The organism is Arthrobacter cupressi (assembly GCF_900099975.1).
Lineage (GTDB): Bacteria > Actinomycetota > Actinomycetes > Actinomycetales > Micrococcaceae > Arthrobacter > Arthrobacter cupressi.
This window is the reverse complement of the sequence record NZ_FNEI01000001.1, coordinates 72,773-95,889: the sequence shown is the minus strand read 5'-3', so window position 1 is coordinate 95,889 and position 23,117 is coordinate 72,773. Positions and strand designations below refer to the sequence as shown.

The following is a 23,117-nucleotide window of genomic DNA, read 5'->3' as shown; positions in this document are numbered from 1 at the left end:
CAGATTCGAAAGTCGAGCATGTCCCTCCCTTCCAAAGCGTTCCAGCGCTGGCTGCATGGAGTTGCCCCGGACGCCAGCACTTCCGATGTCTGCAGGGCCTCCGGCTTGAAACGGACCACGTTGGCGCAGCAGATGGTCCGCGGCAAGGTCGCGGAGTCCTCGCTGGTGCGGATCAGCCGGGCGCTTGACGTCAATCCCGTTGCCGCGCTGGCGTCCTTCGATTCGTATGCCGACCTGCGCGGCACCCCCGTCCCCCCGACGGACGCCGAGCTCATCAGCCAGATCGCCACCATGGACCTGCTCCGGGCCGTCATCGCGCGGAACGATCCCGGGGCGCCGCAGCACTTCGAGCTGGCCGCCGCCCCGCACGAAACTTCCGTGCGGAACTGGGTGGATGCAATCGACGACGGCGAGTTGCGGCACCGGGTCAGCCGCGCCACCGGGATCGCCCCGCAGAACTTTTCCGCCCACCTGAGCGCGAACCGGATGCCCCCGGAGCTTGCCGTCGCCACAGCCAAGGAGGCCGGCGTCGGACCCGCGGGCGGACTGATTGCCTGCGGACTGGTCAGCCCCGAGGAGGCAGGCTGGCCGCGCGGCGCCAGGCGGGCGGCCTTGGACCGGCTGGGCACTGCCGAGCTGGTGGCCCTCGCCGGAGAACGGCTCCAGGCGCTCGGCAAATCCCTGCACCGCCAGGAACACGAAAGAAACCGCACCGAAAGAATCTGGGAGAACCTGGGATGACCACCGTCCTGCCATGGCTGACGCTGTGTGTCTGCGTTGCGATGACAGCCGTGCGGGTGCCCAGCGCCATCAGGGGCCAGAACCGCACCATGTTCCTCCTCTTCGCGCTGCTCTCCGCGGACATCCTGCTGAGCATCCGGGAGCCCTACCTCGCCATTGACGCCGTCCTTGGCGGCTTCAACCTGGCCAACCTCCTGCTGCGCTTCATGCTGTACGGCACGTTCCTGCTCCTCGGCGCCAAGACGGCCGCGGCGTTCGGCTCCCCGGCGGGGCTGCGGGCCATCCTTGGCCCCGCCGGAATTACCGCGCTGCTGCTGGTTGCGGTGCTGACCGCGTGGATCTTCTTCTCCATGGACACCCGGGGCTCGTCGCCGGGGCTGTCCGGGCTTGGCCGGGAGCCCGGCCTGGAAAGCTACGCCGCCCTGGGCCGGCTGTATCCCGGCTACGTTGCCGCATGCCTGCTCCCCGGTATCTGGCAGGCGATCCGCGGCGCGGGCCCGGCCCTGCTGCGCTTCGCGTCCGGAACTTTGTTCCTGGGCCTCTGCCTGCTCCTGCTGTCGCAGGGTTTCCCGCTGATTCCGGAGTCCGCGTCCTGGCTCCGCCCGGCGATCAATTACTCGGCAGCGCTGGCCTGTGCGCTGGGCATGGGCGGCATCTGGCTCTCGAAGTCCCTTGCCCGCCGCCCAGGCCGGGGATAGCCTTTGTGAAGAATCCATAACATACCGCGTAACCTCTTTCACAAACACATTAGAACGTGCCACAATAATGATTGTGTGAATGGAACGCAGCCTGGCCCTTGAATCATGAACGGGTTTCGAGAAGCTGTGGCGCGGACAGGATCACCATTGGGGGGATGAGTGGTGGCGGGCTGTTGGGGACCGCCCCCACTCAGCCTTTTTAACGGCCCTTCCGGGGCCCGTGCCAACCGGTTCCGGCGGAAGGCCATGGCAAGATGGCATTCATGAAAAGCCTGTTCACCCGCCGCACCGCATTTTCCGCAGCATTTGCCGCCGCCGCCCTCACCCTTGCCGCCTGCGGCGGAAGCCCCTCAGCCCCTGCGTCCGGTTCGGACACGTCCCTCTCCGACATCAAGTCCAAGGGCGAGATCGTGATCGCCACCGAAGGCACCTACCGGCCCTTCAGCTTCCATGAAGAAGGCTCGGGCAAGCTCACCGGCTTCGACGTCGAAATCGCCGAGGCCGTGGCCGCCAAGCTGGGCGTCAAGGCAAGCTTCCAGGAAACCCAGTTCGACGGCATCTTCGCCGGCCTCGACGCCAAGCGCTTCGACACGATCGCCAACCAGATCTCCATCAACGACGAACGCAAGGCCAAGTACGACTTCTCCACCCCCTACACGGTGTCCACCGGCGTCGTGGTGACCAAGTCCGACAACTCGGCCATCAACAGCTTCGCGGACCTCAAGGGCAAGACCACCGCGCAGTCGCTCACCAGCAACTTCTACAAGCTGGCCGTGGAGGCCGGCGCCAACGTGCAGTCCGTTGAAGGCTGGGCGCAGGCCGCCACCCTGGTCCGCCAGGGCCGGGTCGACGCCACGGTCAACGACAAGCTGACCTACCTCGATTACGCCAAGACCACCCCCGACTCCGGGCTGAAGGTCGCCGCCGAAACCGAGGAGAAGACCGAGAGCGCCTTCGTCTTCCGCAAGGGATCCACGGAACTCACCGCCGCCGTCGACAAGGCTCTGGCCGACCTCCGCGCCGACGGTACCCTGGCGAAGATCTCACAGAAGTACTTCGGTGCGGATGTCACCAAGTAACCGGACGGCCCGCGGATGACTTTCAACTGGGACCTCGTCTGGAGTTCCTTCGGGCCGATCATCGGCGGAGCCCTCACCGGCACCATCCCGCTGACCCTGGCGTCCTTCGCCTTCGGCCTGCTCCTGGCCCTGCTCGTGGCACTGCTGCGGCTGAGCCCCAACAAGGTGCTTTCCGCCGTCGCGCGTTTCTACGTTTCGGTCATCCGCGGCACTCCCCTGCTGGTGCAGCTGTTCGTGATCTTCTACGGCCTGCCCAGCCTGGGGGTGAAGCTGGAGCCGTGGCCGAGCGCCATCATCGCTTTCTCCCTGAACGTGGGCGGCTACGCGGCAGAAATCATCCGGGCTGCCATCCTCTCGGTGCCCAAGGGACAGTGGGAAGCCGGGCACACTATCGGCATGTCCGGCACCCAGACCCTCCTGCGGATCATCCTGCCGCAGGCGGCCCGCGTGTCGGTGCCGCCGCTGTCCAACACCTTCATTTCCCTCGTGAAGGACACCTCGCTGGCCTCCCTGATCCTGGTGACCGAGCTCTTCCGCAACGCCCAGCAGATCGCCGCGTTCAGCCAGGAGTTCATGGTGCTGTACCTCCAGGCGGCGCTGGTCTACTGGGTGGTGTGCCTCGCGCTCTCCACCGCACAATCGGCCCTGGAACGCAGATTGGACCGCTATGTCGCCCACTGATCCCGTCGACGCCTCCGTGGTGCTGTCCGCCCGCGGGCTCACCAAGTCCTTCGGCAGCAACACCGTCCTGCGCGGCATCGACCTCGACGTCCGCCGCGGACAGGTGGTGGCCCTGATCGGGCCCTCCGGTTCCGGCAAGACCACCGTGCTGCGCTCGCTCAACGGCCTTGAAGTGCCCGACGGCGGTACCGTGTCTTTCGGGGGCACCGGCACCTTCGGCGGGGCCGGCGCCGCAGGCAGGGCGGGGGCCGGGACTCCCCTCGCGCTGGACTTCGGAGCCACCGTGGGCAAGCGGGGGATCGCGGCGCTGCGCGACCGCAGCGCCATGGTCTTCCAGCACTACAACCTGTTCCCGCACATGACGGTGCTGAAGAACGTCACCGAGGGCCCGGTCCAGGTGCAGAAACGCCCCAAGGCGGACGCCGAGGCCGACGCCCTGCGCCTCCTGGCACGGGTGGGGCTCGCCGACAAGCGCGACGCCTACCCCTTCCAGCTCTCGGGCGGGCAGCAGCAACGCGTGGGCATCGTGCGCGCCCTGGCCCTGAAACCGCAACTCCTGCTCTTCGACGAGCCCACCTCGGCCCTCGACCCGGAACTGGTGGGCGAAGTCCTCGCCGTCATCAAGGAACTGGCCGAGGAAGGCTGGACCATGGTGATCGTCACCCACGAGCTCGGCTTCGCCCGGCACGTGGCGGACGAAGTTGTCTTCATGGACGGCGGCATCGTGGTGGAACGCGGCCCCGCGGCCGATGTCCTGGGCGCCCCGCAGCAGGAGCGCACCAAGCAGTTCGTCAAGCGCATCCAGCACGAGGTCTGACCCAACTGACTGGCAGTTAATGCCGTTTTGAGCGCTCAAAACGGCATTAACTGCGAGCTACTTGGACCAGCCGGACGGGATCAGCGGCCGAAGCGCAGGGTCACCAGCTGGAAGGGCCGGAGCGTGAGCCTGGCGTTGTCCTTGCCGGCGGCGACGCCGGGCGCGTCCACGGGCCGTTCCAACAAATCCACCGTGCGCACCGAGCGGGCCTCGAAGTTGGCCATGACCACGCCGGTTGAACGTTCGCCGAGGGATTCGTAGAGGCGCACGATCACGTCCCCCGACCCGTCTTCGGCCAGCTTCACGGCCTCCACCACGATCGCCTTTCCGGACACCGTGACCAGGGGCTCCGCCGCCTTCGCGCCTGCCACGACGCGCGGCGCGAGGTTGCGGCGGTAGCCTTCCTCGACGGCGTCGGCGATCGCGGCGCCCGGCCGCACGCTCAGCTCCAGGACGTGCAGGCCGCGGTCGGCCTGGGGGTCCGGGAACTTGGGCGCCCGGAGCAGCGAGACACGCACGTTTGTGGTGGTGCCGCCGTCGTCCCGGATGGCCCGGGTGACGTCGTGCCCGTAACTTGAGCCGTTGGCGACGGCCACGCCGTAGCCAGGTTCGCCCACGTGGATCCAGCGGTGGGCGCAGATTTCGAACTTCGCCGCCTCCCAGGAGGTGTTGCTGTGCGTGGGCCGGAAGACGTGCCCGAACTGCGTCTCCGAGGCCGAACGGTCCGCCCGCACATCGAAGGGGAAGGAAACCTTCAGCAGCTTCTCCCGCTCCTGCCAGTCCACCGCGGTGGAGATGTCCAAGGACGGGGAACCCGGAGCCAGGCGGATGCGCTGGGTGATGGTGGAGGAACCCGCCGCGCGTTCGACCACGACGACGGCGTCCCCGCCGTCGCGCTCGAAGCGGAGCGAAAGCGCTTCGGCCAGGGAGCGGACGTTGTGGCGGTAGAACTCGTCGATATCCCAGGCGTCCCACTCGTTGGGGGTGTCGCGGAACAGTTCCAGGTGGTTGCCGTACTGCCCCGGCGCCATGGCTTCACGGCTGCTCGCATGGTCGCGCAGCGAAATGAGCAGGCCGTTGGCGTCCAGGACGGCGCGGATGACGCCGTTGTCCAGTACGTAGCCGCCGTCGTGTTCCAATGCACCCACCGGTTCCCCGGGGGCTGCCGCCTGGGCCGCGGCCAGGGCGGGCACGCCGCCGCGGCTTTGGGGCGCGGCGTTGAGTAGGAACGGGGTGTCCCCTTCCCCGAGGAGCGCCTTGGCGGCGCCGGCGATGATGCCCTCGAGTTCCCGGGCGACTGCCGCGTAGTTGCGCTCGGCGTCCTGGTGCACCCAGGCGATGGAGCTGCCGGGCAGGATGTCGTGGAACTGCTGCAGCAGCACCAGGCGCCACAACTTCTTGAGCTCCGCGGCAGGATACGCGTAGTCCGAACGGACGGCCGCCGTCGCGCACCACAGCTCGGCTTCCCGCAGGAGGTGCTCCGAGCGGCGGTTACCCTGCTTGGTGTTGGCCTGGCTGGTGTAGGTTCCGCGGTGCAGTTCCAGGTACAGCTCCCCCACCCACACCGGCAGCTCGGGGTATTCGGCCTCGGCCTGTTCAAAGAAGTCCCGGGCGCTGCCCAGCCGGACCTTCGGCGAGCCCTCGAGGTCGGCCGTGCGGTGCGCGGCGGCCACCATCTCGCGGGTGGGTCCGCCGCCGCCGTCGCCGTAGCCGAAGGGCACCAGGGAGATGCTTCCCCTGCCGTGTTCGCGGTAGTTGCGCTCGGCGTGGGCGAGTTCGCGGGGGTGGAGTTCGGAATTGTAGGTGTCCACGGGCGGGAAGTGGGTGAAGAGCCGGGTGCCGTCGATCCCCTCCCAATTGAAGGTGTGGTGCGGCATCCTGTTGACCTGGTTCCAGGAGATCTTCTGGGTCAGGAACCACCGCGAGCCTGCGGACTTGACGATCTGCGGCAGGGTCCCGGAATAGCCGAAGGAGTCGGGCAGCCAGGCTTCCTGGCAGTCCACGCCGAACTCTTCGAGGAAGAAGCTCTTGCCTTCCAGGAACTGGCGCGCCATGGCTTCCCCGCCGGGCATGTTGGTGTCGGATTCCACCCACATGCCGCCCACCGGCACGAACTGCCCGGCCTTTACCTTCTCCCGGATCCGGACGAAAAGCTCCGGGTAGAACTCCTTGATCCAGGCCAGCTGCTGCGCCGAGGAGCAGGAGAACACGAAGTCCGGGTTGTCATCCATGAGGGCAACGACATTGGAGAACGTGCGTGCGCATTTGCGGATGGTCTCACGGACCGGCCACAGCCAGGCGGAGTCGATGTGGGCGTGGCCCGTGGCGAGCAGCTCGTGCGCCGAGGCGTAGGCCGGGCTGGCCAGGGCCCCGGCGAGCGCGGCGCGCCCGGCGGCGGCGGTTCCGGCGATGTCGTCCGGATCCATGATGTCCAGCATGCGTTCAAAGGCGCGCAGGATTGCATGGCGGCGCGGCAGGTCCATGGGCAACTCATGCATGAGTCCGCCGAGGGTCCAGATGTCCTGATGCAGCTCCCAGACGGTTTCGTTGAGCTCGGCGATGGCAATCCGGCCCAGCCGGTAGCGTGGTTCTTCTCCCGCCGTGGCCTTGTCGCCCAGTGGGGTCGATGCGAAGGTCCAGCCCTGGCTCAGGTCCGGATTGGCCGCGGCCTCCACGTAGAAGTCCACGGACATGCCGCCGCCCAGCAATTTCAGGGGAACGTGCTGGTTGCGCGGTGAGATGGCCTTGATGATGGTGCCGTCCGGCCGCCAGGCGATGCCCTCACACTGGAAACCGGGGGCGTCCAGGCCGAAGCCGAGGTCCACGACGACCTCCACCGTCGTGCCGTCGGCGGCGCCCCAGCCGTCAGGGACCTCGCCCTCCAGGCGGATCCATTTGGTACTCCAGGCCCGACCCCAGGCCGAGCCGTGTTCGAGGGGCGTGTAGACCTGGTGGATCGCTTCGGCTGCGGGTACCGGCTCGCCGGGAACATCCCAGCTGCTCAGGGTCAGGGGCACGGTGCGGCCGTAGATCGCGGGCGCTATCCGCTCGCGGACGAATCGGTCGAGGCGCTTTTCGGTCAGTCGCCGGTCGTCGTGCAATTCAGATCCCCCTAGCGCCCCGCCGTCATTTCACGGCCGGGCCGTAAGCCGCAATGGAAAGCAGGCTTGGTATGGTGCGGACAATGCTGTCCCTCGCGGACGGCGCTTCCAATCGATGGATAAAAATCTACGTCGTCTGAGGCCAATCGCCAAGTGATTGCCGACTCTCCCTGCGCTGTGTCTGCGCCGTTCCACCGCGGTTAGGCCGGGGACTGCGCACCACTCAGGAGCCGCTCGCTTCCCGCGTACACGTTCAGGCTGGTGCGGCGGCTGAAGCCCACCAGGGTCACGCCGGTTTCCTCGGCGAGCTGCACGGCCAGGCTGGACGGTGCGCTGACCGCGGCAAGCACCGGGATGCCGGCCAGGGCGGCCTTCTGCACCAGTTCGAAGGAGGCGCGCCCGGATACCTGCAGCACCGTACCGGACAGGGGAAGTTTGCCTTCGCGCAAGGCCCATCCGACCACCTTGTCGACCGCATTGTGCCGGCCGACGTCCTCGCGGAGGCACAAGAGTTCGGCGGACCCGTCGTCCCCGATCCGGAACAGCCCGGCCGCATGCACGCCGCCGGTCTTGTCGAACACGGCCTGGGCTTCGCGGAGCCGGTCCGGCAGGGCGGCGACTGTCTCCACCGGGAGCCGCAGGCCGTCGTCGGCGGTGTCGTGGCGCAGGGTCTTGCGCACTGCCTCGATCGAATCGGTGCCGCAGATCCCGCAGGAACTTGAGGTGTAGACGTTGCGCCCGGTGTCCGGCAGGACGACGTCGGGCCGCAACTGCGCTTCCACCACATTGAAGGTCTGCACGCCGTCCTCGTCCTCGCCGGCGCAGAAGCGCAGGGAAACCAGCTGGGCGGCGTCCCAGATCACGCCCTCGGACACCAGGAAACCGGCAACCAGGTCGAAGTCGTCGCCGGGGGTGCGCATGGTGACGGAGAAGGACATCCGGCCGAGCCGGATCTCCAGCGGTTCCTCGACGGCGAGCACGTCCTCCCGGTACCGGACGGGGTGCTCGGCGGCCTGTGCGGAGCCGTCCAAGACGAACTTATGTACCTTGCGGCGCTGGGTCACGCGTCCCATTCAGCTGCCCTCCACTGTTGTTGCATGCTTGATGAAGCGGACCACGATGACCATGATGTCCAGCTGTGGAGCATGCCTGTTCCTGTGACCATCATGACAAGCGCGGGGGTGCGATGCCACTTGGTGCCCGGCATCCGGGCACACATTGGAGCATCCATGCGGCCCGGGGCCCGTTCAGTCGTCCAGGGCGCTCCAGTCCACCGGGCCCGACTGGGCCTTGCGCGCCGGCTTCGCGGCCTTCCGCGGCTTCTCGTCCGGGGCCTTCGTCGCCGGAAGGGGCGGGCCCCACGGCAGGGGGAACGCCGGCACCGGCGCCCCGAGCTGGACGCCATGCGGGGGCACCACCATCACGCCGTCCGCGCCGGCCAGGCCGCGCATCATGCCGGAGCCGGCGTGCTGGGCCGGCGAGGCGAGGCCATAGACGAACTTGAACGGTATCAGGCGCGTGCGGCCCGGCATGGGGTCGAGCGTGGCTCCGCACGGAACCTCGCCCACCTCGTCCAGGCTGCCGTGGCCAAGGGCCGCCAGCAACGGCCCCCCGACGGTGAACAGCGCCATCATCGCGGCGAGCGGGTTTCCCGGCAGGCCGAGCACGAACCGGCCGTCGGGCAGTTCGGCCAGCACGGCCGGGTGCCCCGGACGCATCGCGATGCCGTCGATCAGCAGCCGCCCGCCCAGTTCCGCGACGGCCTTGCGCAGGTGGTCCGTGCCCGAGCGCCCGGTTCCGCCAGTGGTGATGACGACGTCGGCCGGTGCCGTCTCCGGGAATGGCTCGCCTTCCCGGAGGGCGTCGAGCCATTCCTCATACGAGTCGCCCGCCCTCGCCTGGCCGCCGCGGAGGCCGCCCAGGAGTTCGACGACGGCGGCCAACTGGGGGCCGAACGTGTCCCGCACCTGGCCGGGCACGGGCACCCCTTCGGTGACGACCTCCGAACCGGTGTACAGGAACTTGACCATGGGTTTGCCGAGGACGGTGAGTTCGTCGCAGCCGGCCAGCGCGGCCACTGCAAGGTGCGCCGGGTTGAGGACCGTTCCGGCCGCGATGAGGACCTCCCCCTCCGCAGCCTCTTCGCCGGCCCGGCGGATGTGCTGGCCATTGCGGGGCTCCCCCGGTTTCGCGCCGCCGCCGAGCGCGAGGACCGGCAGGCCGTCGTCGTCGGTGGTGATCACGCCGCTTTCGCTGCGCAGCACGGCCTTGGCGCCGGGCGGGATCAGGCCGCCGGTGACGATGAGGCTCGCCTGGTGCGGCGCGAGGCGCTGGCCGGGCTCGGCGAGGATCCAGGGGCCGCTTCCGTTGACGGCCCAGCCGTCCATGGCCGATGAGGCGTAGTGCGGGAGGTCCTGGCGGGCGAGGACGTCCTCGGCGAGGGTGCGGCCCAGCGCATCGGCCAGCGGGACGGGTCCGGCGGGGATCGGGGATGCGCTGTCGAAGGCGAGTTGCCGGGCTTCGTCCCAGAGATGGTCCAGGTGGCCGTGGTCGTGCGTGGCCTCGGCAGCCGTCATCCGGCGTCGGTCTCCGCGGTGCCCGATCCAACAGCGCCGGACTCGGCGGTGCCGGGTTCCGCGGCCGTGTATTCCTTGGAGAGTTTGCGGGCCAGGGCCATCGCGGCGTCCATGGACGTCTTCTGGTCCGCCTGGCCGGAACCTGCGGCGAGGCCGGCGGCAAGGCCCGCCACGAAGGTGGTCAGCGGGGCGGCGGGGCGCACCACGGAGTGGGCGGCGACGCCGGCAAGGGACAGCACGCCGTCAATATCGATCTGGGTGTCTTCGAGCTCAAAGGCCTGAAGCAGGGTCCTGCACCATTCTTCGAGGGTTTCTTCCTGGTTCTTCACGATTCGCCTCCAAGTCCGGTGCAGCTGGTGTCACGACGGGCCGCCGTGCACGCCGAGCGCAGCGGCATCGTCCCAGGTATCCACGTCGTCGGCGGCGTGTTCGGGGACAGCTGCGGTCAGCAAATCAAGACTAGCAAGCAGGCTGAACACCGGGGCATTCGTTAAGGTGCCTGCCTGCGCCCGTTCCCGCACGCCGCGGTGCAGGGCCGCGGTGCTGTAAACGGCCAGGAGCGGCTGTTTCCTGCCGTCCGCCGACAACCCCAACACTCCGTCCGCCTCCGGCTCTGCGTCGAGGGCGGCAAGCAGCACCGGGACGGCGGCGGCGGCATGGGGCATGTCGCAGGCCAGCACGAGGACCCAGGGGGCCGGCGGCCTTCCGCTGCGCTCCAGTTCGTCCAGTCCGGCGGCGATGGCCGCGGCGGGCCCCGCGAAGGGCGGGTCCTCGCGGACGGTCAGCGCACCGGCCGGCAGTGCGTCCGGACGGGGCCCGACGACGACGAGCGCACCGGCGCCGCGCGCTGCGGCGACTGCCCGCTCAAGGAGGGTGGCGCCGTCGTACACCAATCCGGACTTGGGCACACCGCCAAGGCGGGAGGACCTGCCTCCCGCAAGAATCACCGCGTCGAATTCCACCCGCCCAGACTACCGGCCGCGCCCGCTGCCAAGGGCAGCAGGCACACGCCCGCGTCAGGCTGCCGATTCAGGCAACAGGAAAGGGTCCCAGTCAGGAGCAGGTTTCTCTAGCTCCTTGATCTGCCAGATGGTCCCGGTGGGCGCCGCCGGAGTGAAACGCAGCTTCCAGCCCATCTCGGCCGGTGTGTGGTCACTCTTGGCGTTGTTGCAGCGCAGGCACGCCGCCACCAGGTTTTCCCAGGAATCCGCGCCGCCCCTGGATTTGGGGTGGACGTGGTCAATGGTGTGGGCTGTCTTCCCGCAATAGGCGCAACGGTGTCCGTCGCGGCGCAGCACGCCACGGCGGGTGACCGCGGTGATCCTGTTGTACCGTGGCCGGATGTAGCGGTTGAGGAGGATCACGGACGGACGTCCGAGAATCTCCCGTGGCCCGACGACAGGCTCGTCGCCTTCGGCCACTACGCTCGCTTTTCCGGTGAGCACAAGGACCAGCGCCCGGCGGAAGGTAACTACCGCCAGCGGTTCATATCCAGCATTCAGAACGAGTGTGCGCATGCACGTACCTCTTCACGGCCGCACCCGTCAGGGGCACGAGGGCCGGCTGCCCTCTGCTTGTACGGGCTGTGGATCGACACCTCAAGAGTAAACATGCAATGCCCGGATCAACGAATCCGCACTATCAAACCCGGCGCATGTCGTCAAAAGTTCATGTGCCGGCCACGTAACGGACGGCCCTTCCGGACGGCTGGACAGCGGGCGTTAGCCGCGCGAAGCCGGTGCTTAACGCCACGAGCCCCACAGGTCAATGACCTGGGGGCTCGTGCACGAAGAAGGGAAATCAGCCGCCGACGCGGATGAAGACCGGGCCGGAGCCCACGTTGGCGCTGTAGAGGGCGGTGGTGCCGCCGTTCCAGCCGCCGTGTACGGCCATGCCGTTGCCGACGTAGACAGCAATGTGGGCCATGCCCATGCCGCCGTTCTGGTAGTAGATCAGGTCGCCGGGCTGGGCTTCCGCGGCGCTGACGGTGCGGCCGAGGGACAGGTAGTCGGCCGGCCAGCCGTGGAAGTTGATCCCCACAGCGGCCAGGGAGTTGCTGGCCAGGGCGGTGCAGTCCTGGGCGACGCCGAGCTGGGCGTAGGCGGCAGCGGCGATCGCTGCACCCTTGCCGCTGGCAACCTTGGTGGCCGGGGCGGCAGCAGCCTGGGTGGTCACGGAAAGCTTGGCAGCCGGGGCCGCGGCTTCTGCGGCCGGAGCCTCAGCTTCCTGGACCTCAACGGGGGCTTCCTCCACTACCGGAGCGGCAACGGTCTTGACGGCCGGGCGCTCGAACTTGATGGCGACGCTGGAGCCGGCGGAGATGCTTGCCTGCGCGACGGACTGGACTTCCAGGGTGGAAGCGGCGCTGGATTCGCGGGCAACGCTGGACTCGGCGGCGTTGGCGGCGACTCCGCTGGTCAGAACCAGGCCGGAAGCGGCGGCGATAACGGCCGCCTGGCGGCCCATGGTGCCGGCATTGTTGCCAACGGACTTGGCGATGACGGCAAGCGGTGCAGTCTTGGGGGCTGCGGCACGGTGGCGCGCAGCAATAGTGCGTGAAGACACGTAGAGGCCTCTCCCTATGCCCGCGAGGTAAGCTGTCGGATTCGGATGGGAGTCATCCGGCCGCAGGGCAGTTCCGGGTGGAAATGATCTGCGACTTAACCCCAAGGCCACCGTGAAGATGACCGGAAGTGGGTCCCCCGCCTCTGCCAGACGATGTTTTGCGAACGGATCCTTGAGCAGTGGCAGAGCTAGGCAATCCACTCAAGTGCATCAACTCTCTAAAAGTTGATGCGGTTTAGACGGTACAGCAATTCGGATCGAATGTCACATTCAGGTCACGGCACGTGACATTCATTCGAGAGAACTCCCTCAGATCGGGGTCTACAGCCAGCCATCCGGCTCGACGACGTCGCCGTTGACCATGACCTCGAAATGCAGGTGGCAGCCGGTGGAGGCGCCCGTGGTGCCGCTGAGTGCAACCACATCGCCGCGGTTGACGCTCTGGCCGACCGAGACATTGAAGGACGACAGGTGGTTATACGTGGTTTCCAGGCCGTTGCCGTGGTCGATCACCACGCGGTTGCCGCCGCCGTAGGGGTGCCAACCGGCGAACGTGACCTTGCCGGAAGCCGCCGCGTAGACCTCGGTGCCGCACTGCGCCGCGAAGTCGCGGCCGCGGTGGAATTCGCCGTAGCCACCCGTGAACGGGTCTATCCGGTAGCCGAAGGGCGAGACGGAAACCATGCTGGCCAGCGGAGCGCCCAGCGTCCCCTTGGAAGAAGCGGCCTGCACGGAGCCGGCGGACTGCGCGCTGAGCAGCTGGCGGAGCTTCGCGTCCGGGTCGGCCTTGGTGGAGACGGCCATGCGGCTGAAGTCGACCTTGGCGCTGGCAGAAACGGCGATCTCGGGCTGGGAACCTGCCATCGCAGTCCCCGGGGATCCAGCCTCGGAACTCGCGGTCATGGCGCCGGTTCCCGGGAGGGCAACGGTCATGATGAGTCCGGTGGCTGCAAGTGCTACGCCGGCCTTTTGACCCACTCCGCTCGCGGCGGCGAAGTCGGCTACCTGCTGCAGGGGGCTCCTGCGGGTGCGGGCTTCACGGTGGGAATCACGGGGCCGCTCGATCGTTGCGACGGCCCGTGGCCGCAGCTCAGCAACGGGGCCGGACGCACGCCTGCGGCCCCTGGTGTTCTGCGTGGTCAAAAGGTTCCTCTCTGGAAGCCTGCGAGGTTAGCTGTCGGATTCAGGTCAGAGAGTTCACAGACCTGGCCCGCAGAAAAGGCACGCGGCACAGAGCTATCCCCGGAAGGACACTGTGCAACATTGCATTCCCGTGCGGACTTCACCCCAAGGCTGCCTTCCGGCAACCAACGATGGTTCCCCCGCCCCTGCCAATGAACGGATTAATTCACCTGTTCCGCTGGCAGAGCTCGACTCCGGAGCAGGTAACGCTTTGGTATCGGCGCTAGTACCCAACTATAGGTGATTAACACCCTCAGTAATAAATTCGTTATCTTCCCGCGGCGCTCAGGCGACGGTCACAAAGACGTGCGCCGCGACCTCCGGAGGGAGCTCCAGCGCACCCTCAATGCCGGGGACACGAACTGAGATGTACTCCCCCGCCCGGGCCAAGGAGATCTGCGCGCCCGGGCGGATGCCACCTTCGTCCAGCTGGAGCAGCAGCTCCGGCTCAACCTGGATGGGCTCGGCCAGGCGGCTGACCACAACGCGGGCGTCCGGGGCGTAGGCTTCCATCGCCTGGAGGAGGTTCACCACGCCGTCGCCGAAGGGATGCGCCGCAGTCCCGCCGATCGCTTCAAGGCCCGGGATCGGATTTCCATACGGGGACTCGGTGGGGTGGTCGAGGAGTTCGTAGAGCCTGCGCTCAACGCGCTCGCTCATGACGTGTTCCCAGCGGCAGGCTTCGTCATGGACGTAGGCCCAGTCCAGGCCGATGACGTCGGCGAGCAGCCGTTCCGCGAGGCGGTGCTTGCGCATGACCTCGGTGGCGCGCTTGCGGCCGGTGGGCGTGAGCTCAAGGTGGCGGTCATTGGAAACGATCACAAGCCCGTCCCGCTCCATGCGGCCCACCGTCTGGGAAACCGTGGGACCGGAGTGCCGCAGGCGTTCGGCGATCCGGGCGCGAAGAGCGACGATGCCTTCTTCTTCGAGCTCCAAGATGGTTCGAAGATACATCTCAGTGGTATCGATCAGATCCGTCATCCAGCTCAGCTCCTCGAGCACAGTATCTTGGCTATTTTCCACCGTACCGCAAGCGGTCGGGCGGCCGTTTGGCGGGCATTTTGGCCCGGACCCCACACCCCCAGCCTAACTTATTTGGAATAACTCTTGATAATTCCCGGCGGCGGGTGGGCCCATTCTCCGGGCCGTGGCGCACTGTGACAGTCCGGTTCTGCCCTGCCCGCGAAGTCAGGCAGAATTGGGGAGGCGACGGCGCACTTCTGCCACCCGCCACGAACCACCAGGCCGCTACACCATTGGAGCTAAACCGTGAGCGAGAACAGCATCACTATCCCGGCAGACCTGAAGCCTGTTGACGGCCGGTTTGGCGCCGGGCCCTCGAAAGTCCGCCCGGAGCAGATCGAAGCACTCTCCGCCGCCTCCGCAACCATCCTCGGCACCTCGCACCGCCAAGCCCCGGTCAAGAACCTTGTGGGTTCCGTCCGCGAAGGCCTGAGCGACTTCTTCCGTGCTCCCGACGGCTACGAGGTGATCCTCGGCGTCGGCGGTTCCACTGCGTTCTGGGACGTCGCCAGTTTCGGCCTGGTGGAGAAGAAGGCCCAGCACCTGTCCTTCGGCGAGTTCGGCTCCAAGTTCGCCGCAGCCACCAACAAGGCCCCGTTCCTGGAAGCCTCCTCCATCATCAAGTCCGAGCCGGGCACCCGTCCCGCCGCTTCGGCCGAGGCCGGCGTCGATGTTTACGCCTGGCCGCAGAACGAAACCTCCACCGGCGTCGCCGCGCCCGTGAAGCGGGTTGACGGTGCCGACGACGGCGCGCTCATCCTGGTGGACGCCACCTCCGCCGCCGGCGGCCTCGACGTCGACGTCGCCGAAGCCGATGTGTACTACTTCGCCCCGCAGAAGAACTTCGCGTCCGACGGCGGGCTGTGGCTGGGCCTGTTCTCTCCCGCCGCGCTGGAGCGCGCCGCGCGCGTCAAGGCCAGCGGGCGCTGGATCCCGGACTTCCTGGACCTGCAGACGGCGATCGACAACTCCAAGCTGAACCAGACCTACAACACTCCGTCGCTGAGCACCCTGGTCACCCTGGATGCCCAGGTGCAGTGGCTGAACAACAACGGCGGCCTGGACTTCGCGGCCAAGCGGACCGCGGACTCCGCTCAGCGGGTCTATCAGTGGGCCGAAGCTTCCGAGTTCGCCACCCCGTTCGTGGCCAAGGCCGAAGACCGCTCAAACGTCATCGCCACGATCGACTTCGACGACTCCGTGGACGCAGCGGCCATCGCCAAGATCCTGCGCGCCAACGGGATCGTGGACACCGAGCCGTACCGCAAGCTGGGCCGCAACCAGCTGCGCATCGCCACCTTCGTTGCGATCGAGCCGGACGACGTTTCGGCGCTGCTGGCCAGCATCGACTACGTGGTGGGCGAACTGCGCAAGTAGCACACGCGGCAGCGCCCGCCCTGGTCTTCCGGGCGGGCGCTGCCGCGTTTAATTGGCTAAAGGTCCGGCGTCTCCGCGGCCGATACCGATGCGATCCGGAAGACCCGCAGTCCCCTCGCCCTGCGGTCGAAACGCAGGCGCAGCTGCCGCGCCCTGATGATCCAGACGAGCCCGACGACGGCGGCGGAGATCCCGGCCGCGGCGGCGATTCCCAGGGACCAGCGGGGGCCGGCGACGTTGGCGATCCAGCCCACGAGGGGCGCCCCGAGGGGTGTCCCGCCCATGAAGATCGCCATGTATAGCGCCATCACCCGCCCGCGCATTACCGGGTCAGTGGTGGATTGCACGTAGCCGTTGGCGCTGGTGATCATGGTCAGGGCAAACAGCCCAACGGGTACCAGCGCGCATCCGAACAGGAGATAGTTGGGCGCGAGGGCGGCCAGCAGGCTCGCCACCCCGAAGGCTCCCGCGGCGCCGAAGATCAGGCGCAGGCGGGGCCGTCCCCGCCGGGCCGAAAGCAGGGCACCGGCCACGGAGCCGATGGCCATCACGGAATTCATGAGGCCGAATGCGCCGGCGTCCATACCGAATTCCGTGCCCACCATGGCGGCGATGAAGAGAACGAAGTTCAGCCCGAGAGTGCCCATGATGAAGATCGCCACGAGGACCACCACGATGTCCCGGCGGTGCCGCACGTACCGCAGGCCCTCCCGGATGCGGCCCTTGCCTGCCGCGGCCCGCGGCTGGGCGCGCAGGGTACCCGCGGGGATATTGCCCAGCGCGAGGATCATCGCCAGGAATGTCACTGTATTTAGCAGGAAGACCCAGCCCGGGCCGACCACGACGGTGAGCACGCCGGCCACGGCCGGTCCGATCATGCGGGCCACGTTGAACGAGGCACTGTTGAGCGCCACGGCGTTCGCGAGGGATTCATCACCGACGAGCTCGGACACGAAGGTCTGCCGGACCGGTGCGTCCAGCGCGGACACCAAGCCCAGCAGCAGGGCAAAAACGTAGACATGCCACAACTGGCCGGCGCCGGCCAGCACCAGGATTCCCAGGCCCGTGCTCAGCAAGGCCATGAGGCCCTGGGTCAGGAAAAGGAGGCGGCGGCGGTCATAACGGTCCGCGAGCAGGCCGGCCCAGGGCGCGAGGAAGAGCTGTGGGCCCATTTGCAGGGCGAGCGTGATGCCCATGGCCCCGGCATCGTGGTTGCTGAGGTGGTCAAAGACCAGCCAGTCCTGGGCGGTGCGCTGCATCCAAGTGCCGACGTTGGAGACCAGGGCCCCGAGGAACCAGACGCGGTAATTGCGGATGTGCAGGGATCTGAAGGTGGACATCAATTGCCGCCTTCGTCCGGATCACCTGCAGGACAACCCAAAGACTATTCAGCCTCGGTTTCGCCGTCGGGTCCGGTCTCCGCGTCCTCGGCTTCGCCGTTGTCGTCCCCATCGTTGTCCGAAGCGGCGACCTCGCCCGCAGCCTCGCCGCCCGAGGCGTCACCGGTAACGTTCCCGTCGGATTCCGCGGCGACGTCACCGTCAGCCACGTCCTCGGAATCGTGCTCCTCTGATTCAGCTTCCGCGGATTCAGCGCCGTCGGAACCGTGCTCCGGAGCCTGCGCCTCGTCCTCGGGACGGACGCGCTTGGCCCACGGCACCCATTCGGGAGCCAGGATGGAATCCTCCGAGGGCAACAGGCCGAGTTCACTCACGGTCACCGTCTTGGACCGTGAATTGCGTGTGACCACGGCGTACCACTGCCAGCCGCCGTAGCCCGGAAGCCGGGACTCGAACAGGTGAGTGACCACCCGTTCGCCTTCGGACTTCGCGGCGATGTGCGCGCCGATCTCGCTTTCCTTGGCGATCGTCGCCACGGCCTCGCGTGCGACGTCGACGGCGGCAGCCAGGAATGCGTCCGGCTTGCCTGTCCGCCACGCCGGTACGCCGGCCCGCGGTTTGGCGGCCGGAACCTTGGCCGGGGCTTTCGCCTGGGGCCTGGCGGATTTCCGCGCGGAAGCGCCGCCGGCCGCTGCTGCGGGAGCGCCGGTCTGGCCTGCTTCTACGGATTCGGAGGTCATGGGTGGCCTAAGCCTCAAGCTCGTCGGCAACCTTGCGGAGGACAGCCGCGATGGCCTTGCCCTTGGCGCCTTCGGGGTACTTGCCGGCGGAGAGGCTGCCGGACAGCTTGTCCAGCACGGAGACGAGGTCCTGGACCACGGGGGCGAGCTCGCGGGCACCCATGCGCTTGGCCTTGGCGACGGAAGGCAGCTTGTCCAGCACGCGCAGGCCCAGCGCCTGGGCGCCGCGGCGGCCATCGGCCACACCGAATTCAACCCGGGTGCCGGCCTTGAGCTCGCTTACGCCTGCGGGCAGCGCCGACTTGGGCAGAAACACTTCCTGGCCGTCTTCGGCGGCGAGGAAGCCGAAACCTTTGTCCTTGTCATACCACTTGACCTTGCCGGTGGGCACGTATTCAACCTTCTTCGTTCTTGCGTGGAGACACGGCCGGCAGCTCACCGCATCCGCAGGGTCCTGCGGGATCAGGGGCAATTGCCTGCTCCGTGTTGGTCTGTTCCTCCAAGGTTATCGTGCCGGGCAGCGATCCCGTGCTTCAGCGCGGGCTGTTAGCGTTGCTTGCATGAGTATCACCGGCTACCGCCGCCCCCTGACGATCGCCGCCGCCGTCGTCGCTTTGCTGTCCCTGGCCGCCGTGGGCGGGGTCATGGCCATCGCCGCCGCGGGCAGTGCCGCCCCGGCTTGGATGACCTCCCTTGCGCTCTACGGCCTGCCGGCCGCGTTCCTGGCAATGCTCGTCCTGGTGGTGGATGCGGTCGTCCAACGCCGCAGGAAATAAGCCCGGGTGCTGCGGCTCCCGGGGGCGGTAACGTTGAAGTGATGTCCCTCATCCGCGCGCTCAGCAAAGACCTGGAAGCGCGCAGCGACGACTCGCTGCGGGCCCTGTTTGCCGCGCGGCCGGACCTGATTTCCCCTGCTGCCCCGGACTTCGCAGCCCTCGCGGCGCGGGCCAGCGCGCGGGTGAGCGTGCAGCGCGCCCTGGAACGCCTCAACAAGCCGGAGATGCAGGTCCTGGAGGCCCTGCACCTTTGCACCAATCCGGACACAGGCCACGGCATTTCCGCTCCGGGCCTGAAAAAGGCGATCGCGGGAGCCACCCTGACCGCGCTCGAAGGAATCCTCCACCGGCTCGAGGCCCTGGCCCTCATCCACCGCTGCGAACCGCCCCCGGGCACCCAACCCGCCGGGTCCAGGCACCGTTTCTACCTTCCGGTGGGCACCCTGAAGGACGTGGTGGGCATCTACCCCGCGGGCCTGGGCCGCAGCTACACGGAACTGGTCCGCCTGCAGCCGGCCTTCGCGCAGCGGGTGGTCCAACTGGTTGCCGAGTTGCGCCGCAGCGGGGCCGGCGTTCCCGAGGCGGCAACCCCCATGGAGGCCGCCTTGGCGCTGCAGCGCTGGACGTCGGCGCCGAAGGACCTGGACGGCATCCTCGCCGGGGCCCCGGAACGGACCCGGGCCCTGCTGGACAGGTTCGGCAGCTGGGCGATGGGGGCCGTGCCCCAGGCGCAGCGGATGGCGTCGATCAGCAATGAGGGGCCCGACGTCGGCCCCGTCGACTGGCTCCTCGCCCGCGGCCTGCTCGTCCCGCTGGACGCCTCACATGTGGAACTCCCGCACAGTGTGGGCCTGGCCCTGCGCGGCGGCATGATCGTGGACCACTTCACGGTGGAGGCGCCCCTGCCGGAGCTGGGCCTGACCAGTGCATTGCTGCGCCGGAACGCTGCCCTCGGCGCCATCGCCGAGGCCTTGCGGATCCTTGGCGAGTTGCTGGCCGCCGTCCGCGAGCAGCCGCTGGCCACGCTGCGCACCGGCGGGGTGGGTGTGCGGGAACTCAAGCGCCTCGCGGACCGGCTGCGTCTTGAGACCCGGGAGGCGGGGCTCTTCCTGGAGATCGCCGCGCTGGCCGGGCTGCTGCGCCTGGATGTGGACAGTTCCACCTGGATCCAGCCGCCGGGCCTGGAATGGCTCGCCCTGCCGCGCCAGGAACAATGGCTTTGGGTGGTCAATGCCTGGCTGGCGAGCGAACGCGCGCCCTCACTCGTGGGCCAGGCCGTATCCACCTCCGCCGGGCACCAGGGCAGGCCCAATTCGGCTGGCACCAGCATCAATGCCCTGTCCGGCGAGGCCCAGCGGCCAGACGCCCCGCTGATCCGACGGCGGGTGCTGGAGATCCTGCAGGAACTCACCGAGGAGGCCTCCGCCCCGGACGGCCGCGCCCCCGTGCTCGACGCGCGATCCGTGCTGGAGCGGGCCGAGTGGTCCCAGCCGCGGATGGCCCGCCGCTTCAGTTCCCTGGTGCCTGGGATACTGCGGGAGGCCGAACTCCTGGGTTTGATCGGCTCCGGCGCGCTGACCCAATTGGGTGCGGCGATCGCCGCCGAGGAGCCGGACCACGCGCTGGACATCCTCGGCGAACACCTGCCGGCAGCCGTCAACCACATCCTGCTTCAGGCCGACCTCACCGCGGTCGCGCCCGGGTATCTCGCACCGGGCCTCGGCGAGCGCCTCACCCTGCTCGCGGACGCCGAGGGCCAGGGCCCTGCCACCATCTACCGTTTCTCCGAAGCGTCAGTCCGCAGGGCCCTCGACGCCGGCCAGGACGCCGCGGCCATCCTGCAGTTCCTGCGCGAGCACTCCGCCACCGAGGTGCCGCAACCCCTGGAATACCTGGTGCGGGACACCGCCTCCCGGCACGGCAGGCTGCGCGTCGCCAGCAGCGCGAGCTTCATCCAGAGCGACGACGAGGCCGCCATCTCCGAGCTCCTCCAGGAGACCGGGGCGGCAAGCCTTGGCCTTGTCCGGATCGCCCCCACCGTGCTGACCTCAGCGGCCAGTCCCCGGGAAACCGCGAGGGTACTGCGCGAGCTGGGACTGTCGCCCACCGTGCAGGAGCCCGAGCCCGCCGTCGTGCGCTACAAGCGGACCGCCGCCGCCACCGGCAGTGCCAGGCCGGTCTATTCGGCGCCCCGTTCGGCTCCGGCACAGGACGACGTCGAGGCGCAGCTTGCGGTGCTGCGGCACCGTCCGGGCGGGGCTGCGGAAACCTCCGGCGAGGCGGCCGCGCAACTGGGACTTGAAGCGCTGCAGCGCGCCATCCGGCTGAAGCAGGCCGTGACCATGAACGTGGTGGACGGGGACGGGAATTCCAACAGCGAGACCGTTGTTCCTGTCTCCGTGTCCGGCGGCAGGGTGCGGGTGTTCGATCCTGCCCGGGACACCGAACGGGTTCTGTCCATCCACCGTATTGTCGACGTCGAGCCCGCGGCCGGACAGACCGCCAGGCCGGCAAGTAAGGGAGCAGAGTGAACGACGGTCCGCTGATCGTGCAGAGCGACAAGACCATCCTGCTGGAAGTGGACCACGAACTCGCCACCGAGGCCCGGCACGCCATCGCGGCGTTCGCCGAACTCGAACGTGCCCCCGAACACGTGCACAGTTACCGGCTCACCCCGCTGGGTCTCTGGAACGCCAGGGCGGCAGGGCTCGATGCGGAAAAGGTCCTGGACACCCTCCTGCGGTATTCGCGGTTCCCGGTGCCGCACTCGCTGCTGCTGGACGTCGAGGAAACCATGTCCCGCTACGGGCGGCTGCGCCTGGAGAAGGATCCGCAGCACGGACTGGTGATGCGCACTGACGATTACCCGGTGCTCGAGGAGGTCATCCGGGCCAAGAAGATCGCGCCCCTGCTGGGCCCTCGGATCGACGGCGAAACCGTGGTGGTCCATTCCTCGCAGCGGGGGCAGCTCAAGCAACTGCTGCTCAAGCTCGGCTGGCCGGCCGATGACCGGGCGGGCTACGTCGACGGGACGCCGCACCTTATCAGCCTCATCGAGGAAGGCTGGCACCTGCGGCCGTACCAGAAGCTGGCCACAGAGAACTTCTGGTCCGGCGGAAGCGGCGTGGTGGTGCTCCCCTGCGGCGCGGGCAAGACCATCGTGGGTGCCGCCGCCATGGCCACCGGCTGCACCACCACCCTGATCCTGGTAACCAACACGGTCGCGGCACGGCAGTGGAAGGACGAGCTGCTCCGGCGGACCTCGCTGACGGAGGACGAGATCGGCGAATACTCCGGCTCGGTCAAGGAAGTCAGGCCGGTAACGATCGCCACGTACCAGGTGCTGACCACCAGGCGAGGCGGAATCTATCCGCACCTTGAACTCGTGGACGGGCACGACTGGGGCCTGATCATCTACGACGAGGTCCACCTCCTGCCGGCCCCGATCTTCCGCATGACCGCGGACCTGCAGGCCCGGCGCCGCCTCGGCCTGACCGCCACGCTGGTGCGTGAGGACGGCCGGGAGGGCGAGGTCTTTTCGCTCATCGGGCCGAAACGCTATGACGCACCGTGGAAGGACATCGAGGCCCAGGGCTACATTGCACCGGCTGACTGCGTGGAAGTGCGCGTGGATCTGCCGCGGGACGAGCGCGTGGCCTATGCGATGGCCGAGGATGCGGACAAGTACCGTCTGTGTTCGACGTCGGAAACCAAGACCGCACTGGTGGAACAGCTGGTTGCCGCTCATGCGGGCGAGCAGCTGCTGGTGATCGGTCAGTACATCGACCAGCTCGACGAAATTGGCCAGCGCCTGGACGCCCCGGTCATCAAGGGCGAAACCTCGGTGCGGATGCGGCAGAAACTCTTCGACGCGTTCCGTACCGGGGAGATCAATACCTTGGTGGTCTCGAAGGTGGCCAACTTCTCCATCGACCTGCCGGAGGCTTCCGTGGCGATCCAGGTCTCGGGTTCCTTCGGGTCCCGGCAGGAGGAAGCCCAGCGGCTTGGCAGGCTCCTGCGCCCCAAGAAGGACGGCCGGGCGGCGCGGTTCTATGCCTTGGTTGCCCGGGACACCCTGGATCAGGACTTCGCCGCCAAGCGCCAGCGCTTCCTGGCCGAACAGGGGTACGCCTACCGGATCATGGACGCTAAGGACGTCGGCGCCGCGGGCTGATTTCCACCTCCTCGTGCCGTTCCGGAAGGCGTACTTTGGACCCCCAAAAAAGCCGGGCGAAAAACGATTGTCGACGCTCGACTGCGAGGCTATAATCAAGCCGCCGGGGGTGCTTCCGTTGGACGGACCGAACTCAGAGGGGTCCGCCAGACCCTGCTGCGAGGCCGGGCCGGCGTCGCAAGACGCCACCTGCGCGTGACTGCCACTCTTCCCCAGCTGACGCCCGGCACTCCTCCCCCAATTACCC

Annotated in this window: 21 protein-coding genes and 2 riboswitches; of the genes, 9 read left to right on the top strand and 12 right to left on the bottom strand. The window is 68.0% G+C overall.

All coding sequences use genetic code 11. The annotated features are described in order from the left end of the window. Positions 1–18: 18 nt before the first annotated feature. The 5 genes from BLP88_RS00445 (at position 19) to BLP88_RS00425 (ending at position 4,016) form a co-directional block, all read left to right on the top strand. On the top strand, positions 19–741 hold the full coding sequence (locus tag BLP88_RS00445) for a hypothetical protein (protein WP_074586037.1): 723 nt from the start codon (positions 19–21) through the stop codon (positions 739–741). Further along, positions 738–1,439: a hypothetical protein gene (locus BLP88_RS00440; RefSeq protein ID WP_074586035.1), complete on the top strand. Its 702-nt coding sequence runs from the start codon at positions 738–740 to the stop codon at positions 1,437–1,439. Before BLP88_RS00445 ends, BLP88_RS00440 begins: the two co-directional genes overlap by 4 nt. 263 nt (positions 1,440–1,702) lie before the next feature. Then, positions 1,703–2,518: an amino acid ABC transporter substrate-binding protein gene (locus tag BLP88_RS00435; RefSeq protein ID WP_074586574.1), complete on the top strand. Its 816-nt coding sequence runs from the start codon at positions 1,703–1,705 to the stop codon at positions 2,516–2,518. 15 nt (positions 2,519–2,533) lie between these two features. Further along, complete coding sequence (locus tag BLP88_RS00430; RefSeq protein WP_074586034.1) at positions 2,534–3,199, top strand: amino acid ABC transporter permease; 666 nt, start codon at positions 2,534–2,536, stop codon at positions 3,197–3,199. Further along, complete coding sequence (locus BLP88_RS00425; protein WP_074586032.1) at positions 3,186–4,016, top strand: amino acid ABC transporter ATP-binding protein; 831 nt, start codon at positions 3,186–3,188, stop codon at positions 4,014–4,016. The genes BLP88_RS00430 and BLP88_RS00425 overlap by 14 nt, the downstream gene beginning before the upstream one ends. An 80-nt stretch (positions 4,017–4,096) precedes the next feature. On the opposite strand, the gene BLP88_RS00420 is transcribed toward BLP88_RS00425, so the two are convergent. The 9 genes from BLP88_RS00420 to BLP88_RS00380 all read right to left on the bottom strand — a co-directional run bounded on the left by BLP88_RS00420 (position 4,097) and on the right by BLP88_RS00380 (position 14,421). After that, complete coding sequence (locus BLP88_RS00420; protein WP_074586030.1) at positions 4,097–7,117, bottom strand: alpha-mannosidase; 3,021 nt, start codon at positions 7,115–7,117, stop codon at positions 4,097–4,099. A gap of 200 nt (positions 7,118–7,317) precedes the next feature. Next, positions 7,318–8,190 carry a formate dehydrogenase accessory sulfurtransferase FdhD gene (gene fdhD / locus BLP88_RS00415; protein ID WP_074586028.1) on the bottom strand — a complete coding sequence of 291 codons (873 nt, stop codon included), beginning with the start codon at positions 8,188–8,190 and terminating at the stop codon, positions 7,318–7,320. A gap of 174 nt (positions 8,191–8,364) precedes the next feature. Beyond that, positions 8,365–9,693 carry a molybdopterin molybdotransferase MoeA gene (locus BLP88_RS00410; RefSeq protein ID WP_074586026.1) on the bottom strand — a complete coding sequence of 443 codons (1,329 nt, stop codon included), beginning with the start codon at positions 9,691–9,693 and terminating at the stop codon, positions 8,365–8,367. Next, positions 9,690–10,022 carry a DUF6457 domain-containing protein gene (locus BLP88_RS18870; protein WP_074586025.1) on the bottom strand — a complete coding sequence of 111 codons (333 nt, stop codon included), beginning with the start codon at positions 10,020–10,022 and terminating at the stop codon, positions 9,690–9,692. Before BLP88_RS18870 ends, BLP88_RS00410 begins: the two co-directional genes overlap by 4 nt. A gap of 30 nt (positions 10,023–10,052) precedes the next feature. Then, positions 10,053–10,655: a molybdenum cofactor guanylyltransferase gene (gene mobA / locus BLP88_RS18865; RefSeq protein ID WP_074586023.1), complete on the bottom strand. Its 603-nt coding sequence runs from the start codon at positions 10,653–10,655 to the stop codon at positions 10,053–10,055. 54 nt (positions 10,656–10,709) lie between these two features. After that, positions 10,710–11,210, bottom strand: a complete 501-nt coding sequence (locus BLP88_RS00395) for an HNH endonuclease (protein WP_074586021.1) — start codon at positions 11,208–11,210, stop codon at positions 10,710–10,712. Between the two features lie 283 nt (positions 11,211–11,493). Continuing rightward, the gene (locus tag BLP88_RS00390) at positions 11,494–12,258 is read right to left on the bottom strand and encodes an NlpC/P60 family protein (RefSeq protein ID WP_074586020.1); all 765 of its coding nucleotides are present in this window, start codon (positions 12,256–12,258) and stop codon (positions 11,494–11,496) included. Positions 12,259–12,261: 3 nt separating this feature from the next. After that, a riboswitch (cyclic di-AMP (ydaO/yuaA leader) is annotated at positions 12,262–12,431 on the bottom strand. 148 nt (positions 12,432–12,579) lie between these two features. Further along, positions 12,580–13,401 carry a M23 family metallopeptidase gene (locus BLP88_RS00385; RefSeq protein WP_074586019.1) on the bottom strand — a complete coding sequence of 274 codons (822 nt, stop codon included), beginning with the start codon at positions 13,399–13,401 and terminating at the stop codon, positions 12,580–12,582. 2 nt (positions 13,402–13,403) lie between these two features. Continuing rightward, positions 13,404–13,612: riboswitch (cyclic di-AMP (ydaO/yuaA leader) on the bottom strand. A gap of 113 nt (positions 13,613–13,725) precedes the next feature. Beyond that, positions 13,726–14,421 (bottom strand): iron-dependent transcriptional repressor DtxR, encoded by a 696-nt coding sequence (locus tag BLP88_RS00380; RefSeq protein WP_074586573.1) that lies wholly within the window; start codon positions 14,419–14,421, stop codon positions 13,726–13,728. A 288-nt stretch (positions 14,422–14,709) separates the two neighbouring features. On the opposite strand from BLP88_RS00380, the gene serC reads away from it, so the two are divergent. Continuing rightward, the gene (gene serC / locus BLP88_RS00375; protein ID WP_074586018.1) at positions 14,710–15,840 is read left to right on the top strand and encodes a phosphoserine transaminase; all 1,131 of its coding nucleotides are present in this window, start codon (positions 14,710–14,712) and stop codon (positions 15,838–15,840) included. A gap of 56 nt (positions 15,841–15,896) precedes the next feature. On the opposite strand, the gene BLP88_RS00370 is transcribed toward serC, so the two are convergent. The 3 genes from BLP88_RS00370 to BLP88_RS00360 are packed head-to-tail and all read right to left on the bottom strand — an operon-like array spanning position 15,897 to position 18,311. Next, positions 15,897–17,180, bottom strand: coding sequence for an MFS transporter (locus BLP88_RS00370; protein ID WP_074586017.1), 1,284 nt, complete (start codon positions 17,178–17,180; stop codon positions 15,897–15,899). A gap of 44 nt (positions 17,181–17,224) precedes the next feature. Beyond that, complete coding sequence (locus tag BLP88_RS00365) at positions 17,225–17,920, bottom strand: DUF3027 domain-containing protein (protein ID WP_074586016.1); 696 nt, start codon at positions 17,918–17,920, stop codon at positions 17,225–17,227. A gap of 7 nt (positions 17,921–17,927) precedes the next feature. Beyond that, the gene (locus BLP88_RS00360; RefSeq protein WP_074586015.1) at positions 17,928–18,311 is read right to left on the bottom strand and encodes a cold-shock protein; all 384 of its coding nucleotides are present in this window, start codon (positions 18,309–18,311) and stop codon (positions 17,928–17,930) included. A 169-nt stretch (positions 18,312–18,480) separates the two neighbouring features. Between BLP88_RS00360 and BLP88_RS00355 the strand changes: the two genes are divergently transcribed. The 3 genes from BLP88_RS00355 to BLP88_RS00345 are packed head-to-tail and all read left to right on the top strand — an operon-like array spanning position 18,481 to position 22,870. Continuing rightward, positions 18,481–18,696 (top strand): hypothetical protein, encoded by a 216-nt coding sequence (locus BLP88_RS00355; protein ID WP_074586014.1) that lies wholly within the window; start codon positions 18,481–18,483, stop codon positions 18,694–18,696. 41 nt (positions 18,697–18,737) lie between these two features. After that, entirely contained in the window at positions 18,738–21,227 is a 2,490-nt protein-coding gene (locus BLP88_RS00350) for a helicase-associated domain-containing protein (protein WP_074586013.1), read from the top strand. Continuing rightward, on the top strand, positions 21,224–22,870 hold the full coding sequence (locus BLP88_RS00345; protein ID WP_074586012.1) for a DNA repair helicase XPB: 1,647 nt from the start codon (positions 21,224–21,226) through the stop codon (positions 22,868–22,870). Before BLP88_RS00350 ends, BLP88_RS00345 begins: the two co-directional genes overlap by 4 nt. Positions 22,871–23,117 lie beyond the last annotated feature (247 nt).